Source organism: Immundisolibacter sp. (assembly GCF_050250495.1).
Classification (GTDB): domain Bacteria; phylum Pseudomonadota; class Gammaproteobacteria; order Immundisolibacterales; family Immundisolibacteraceae; genus Immundisolibacter.
Genome location: NZ_JBFWOM010000020.1, coordinates 1 through 3543, shown reverse-complemented (window position 1 = coordinate 3543; position 3543 = coordinate 1). Strand labels below are relative to the sequence as shown.

Here is a 3543-nt window from a genome sequence, read left to right as displayed (position 1 = left end):
GCGGGAGAGGGTGCGCGTGGTCAGCGGGTCATGCGGGCATGCGGGGTCAATGCTCGCGCGTGGCCAGGAAGCGCAGGTCCGGCCAGCGCTCCTCGGTGAGGTTCAGGTTCACCCGCGTCGGGGCCAGGTAAACCAGCTCGCCGTTGCCGTCGAGCGCCAGGTTGGCCTCGGCGCGGCGCTGGAATTCGTCGAGCTTCTTGGCGTCCTCGCCGTGCACCCAGCGGCAGGTGACGACGTTGACCGGCTCGAAGGTCGCCTCGACGCCGTACTCGTGCTTCAAGCGATACGCCGCCACTTCGAACTGGAGCACGCCGACGGCGCCCAGGATCAGGTCGTTGTTGATCAGCGGCCGGAACAGCTGCGTGGCGCCCTCTTCCGACAGTTGCTCTAGCCCCTTCAGCAGTTGCTTGCTGCGCAGCGGGTCGCGCAGTTGCGCGCGGCGGAACAGCTCCGGCGCAAAGTCCGGGATGCCCGTGTAGCGCAGGCTCTCGCCCTGGGTGAAGGTGTCGCCGATGCGCACCGTGCCGTGGTTGTGGATGCCGATGATGTCGCCGGCCACGGCGCGCTCGGCGCCCTCGCGCTCGCCGGCCATGAAGGTGATGGCGTTCGCAAGCTGCTGGTCGCGGCCGATGCGCACATGCCGCACGCGGATGCCGCGCTCGAACACGCCGGAACACACGCGGAAAAACGCCACGCGATCCCGGTGCGCCGGGTCCATGTTCGCCTGAATCTTGAACACGAAGCCGGTGAAGGCCGGCTCGTCCGGCGCCACGCGGCGCTCCTGCGCGGTGCTCGCGGAAGGCGATGGCGCGTAGCTGACCACGGCGTCCAGCAGTTCCTGCACGCCGAAGTTGTGGATGGCCGAGCCGAAGAACACCGGCGTCTGGCGCCCGGCGCGGTAGGCCTCGATGTCGAACGCCGCGCTCGCGCCCTGCACCAGCTCGATCTCGTCCTTCAGCGCCGCCAGATCCTGCGCGTCCACGTGCTCCAGCAGGCGCGGATCGTCCAGGCCGTCCAGCAGCTCGCCGGCATCCGCACGCTCGCCGTGGCGGGCGCCGAACAGGCGCACCTGGCCCGTCACGAGATCGACGATGCCCTTCAGGCGCTGGCCCATGCCGATCGGCCAGCTCACCGGCGCGCAGGCGATGCCGAGCACGGACTCGATCTCGTCCAGCAGCTCGACCGGCTCGCGGCCCTCGCGGTCCAGCTTGTTGACGAAGGTGATGATCGGCGTGTCGCGCAAACGGCACACCTCCATCAGCTTGATGGTGCGTTCCTCCACGCCGCGCGCGGCGTCGATCACCATCAGGCACGAGTCCACCGCCGTCAGCGTGCGGTAGGTGTCCTCCGAGAAGTCGGCGTGGCCGGGCGTGTCCAGCAGGTTCATCACGCAGTCCCGGTAGGGAAACTGCATCACGGACGACGTGACCGAAATGCCGCGCTCCTTTTCGAGCGCCATCCAGTCGGACGTGGCGTGGCGCGCGGCCTTGCGCGCCTTGACGGTGCCGGCCAGCTGGATGGCGCCGCCGTACAGCAGCAGCTTTTCCGTGAGCGTGGTCTTGCCCGCGTCCGGATGGGAAATGATGGCGAAGGTGCGCCGGCGGGCGACCTCGCGGGTGAGTTCGGTCATGCGGGGATCAGCACCGGCGACAGGACCGCCGGCAAGCGGGATGATTCTGGGGAGATGGGGGCCAGGCGCCGGTCAGGCAATGTCCCGGGCGAGTTGCAGCGCGTCTTCACGCGCCTCGCCGGGCGCCGCCGGGTAATAGGATTTTCGCACGCCGATGCGCCGAAACCCAAGCGACTTGTAAAGCTCGCGGGCGACGGTGTTCGATGGCCGCACTTCGAGATACACCGTGTGCGCCTTATAGCGGTCGGCGAGATCAAGAAAATGCTCGACCAGCTGCCGCCCGAGCCCCCGCCCGCGAAAGGCCGGTGACGCGCAGACATTGAGCAGATGCGCCTCGCCGGCGGCGATCGACAGGATGCCGTAACCGGCCAGCACGGCGTCCACCTCCAGCACGCGGCACAGGTAACCCACGCGCAGGCAGTCGCGAAAGATGCCCTCGGACCACGCCTGCGGCGCCGGATACGACTGCTGCTCGATGGCCGCCACGGCCGGCACGTCCGCCAGCGCCATGGCGCGCAGCGCGATCACGCCGCCGGCCGGATCGGGCAGGCGCGCGGCCATCAGGCGCGTGCCTCGCTGCGCTCGCGATACACGTCCTGCGCCAGGCACAGGTCGTCCCAGGCCTTGCGCTTTTCCAGCGGCGAGCGCAGCAGGTAGGCCGGGTGATAGGTCGCCACCACGGGCAGATCGGTGCCGCGCCAGTGCCATACCCGCCCACGCAGGCGGCCTATCGGCTCCTCGCTGCCAAGCAGGTTATGCGCGGCCACCTTGCCGACGGCGAGGATGAGCTTCGGCTCGATGAGCGCAATCTGCCGTTCGAGATAGCCGGCGCAGGCGGCGGCCTCGTCCGGCGCCGGGTCGCGGTTGTTCGGCGGCCGGCACTTGACGATGTTGGTGATGTACACGCCGCGGCTGCGGTCCAGACCCACCGCGCGCAGCATGGCGTCGAGCAGCTTGCCGGCGCGGCCGACGAAGGGCTCGCCGCGGGCGTCCTCTTCCGCGCCCGGCGCCTCGCCGATGATCAGCCAGTCGGCGTTCCAGTCGCCCACGCCGGGCACGGTGTGCGTGCGGGTGCGGCTGAGCGCGCACGCGGTGCAGGCGGCGATCTGCGCGGTGAGCGTGGACCAGGCGGTCGCGGGGTCGGTTGCTGTAGTTGCGACAGCGGGCGCTGTTGCCGGCGCTACGACCGCTTGCGACACAACCGGCGGCGCCTCCCGAATCTGCATCGGCGGCGGCGTTTTCAGGCCGGGCTCGGCCGCTGCCACATCGACAACCACCGCCTGCTGAACCCGTCGGGGCTCGTAGCGCGTCACGCCCAAAGCGTGCAGATAAGCGGCCTGGCGCGGGGTGACGGGCATTCGACAAAACCGGGGCGATGAAGGCGCCGCCTATAATAGCGCCCGCATGAATACCGCCTCTTCAGCCACCTCCCCGGCCGTCATCCCTGCCCTGCTGAATCCGACCGCACCGGCCAAGCCCGGCGAGCGCCGCGACTGGAGCGGCCTCACCGGCGCAAGCCAGGCGCTGGCGTTGGCGGAAGCCGCGCTCGCCGCACGCGGCCCGCTGCTGGTGGTGGCCGCCGACACGCCGGCCGCCGAACGCCTCGAACGCGAGATTCCGTTCTTCGCCGGCGGCGCGCTGCCGGTGCTGAGCTTCCCGGACTGGGAAACGCTGCCGTACGACGCCTTCTCGCCGCACCAGGATTTGATCTCCGAGCGCCTGGCGGCGCTGCACCGTCTGCCGCGGCTCGATCGCGGCGTGCTGATCGTGCCGATGGCGACGCTGATGCAGCGCCTGCCGCCGCAGACGTACCTGGACGCCTACAGCCTGCACCTGAAGCGTGGCGAGCGCCTGAACCTCACCGACATGCGCGACCGGCTCGCCCGGGCCGGCTACACGGCGGTCAACCAGGT

At 70.1% G+C, this 3543-nt stretch carries 3 protein-coding genes and 1 pseudogene; 1 reads left to right on the top strand and 3 read right to left on the bottom strand.

The genetic code is table 11. The annotated features are described in order from the left end of the window. Positions 1-46: 46 nt before the first annotated feature. The 3 genes from AB7F93_RS11700 to AB7F93_RS11690 form a co-directional block, all read right to left on the bottom strand. Positions 47-1630 carry a peptide chain release factor 3 gene (locus tag AB7F93_RS11700; RefSeq protein ID WP_428303088.1) on the bottom strand — a complete coding sequence of 528 codons (1584 nt, stop codon included), beginning with the start codon at positions 1628-1630 and terminating at the stop codon, positions 47-49. A 72-nt stretch (positions 1631-1702) separates the two neighbouring features. Continuing rightward, positions 1703-2191 (bottom strand): ribosomal protein S18-alanine N-acetyltransferase, encoded by a 489-nt coding sequence (gene rimI, locus AB7F93_RS11695; protein ID WP_428303087.1) that lies wholly within the window; start codon positions 2189-2191, stop codon positions 1703-1705. Then, complete coding sequence (locus AB7F93_RS11690) at positions 2191-2988, bottom strand: uracil-DNA glycosylase (protein ID WP_428303086.1); 798 nt, start codon at positions 2986-2988, stop codon at positions 2191-2193. The genes rimI and AB7F93_RS11690 overlap by 1 nt, the downstream gene beginning before the upstream one ends. A gap of 46 nt (positions 2989-3034) precedes the next feature. On the opposite strand from AB7F93_RS11690, the pseudogene AB7F93_RS11685 reads away from it, so the two are divergent. Then, positions 3035-3543 (top strand): annotated as a pseudogene (locus AB7F93_RS11685) (transcription-repair coupling factor); the annotation flags it as partial.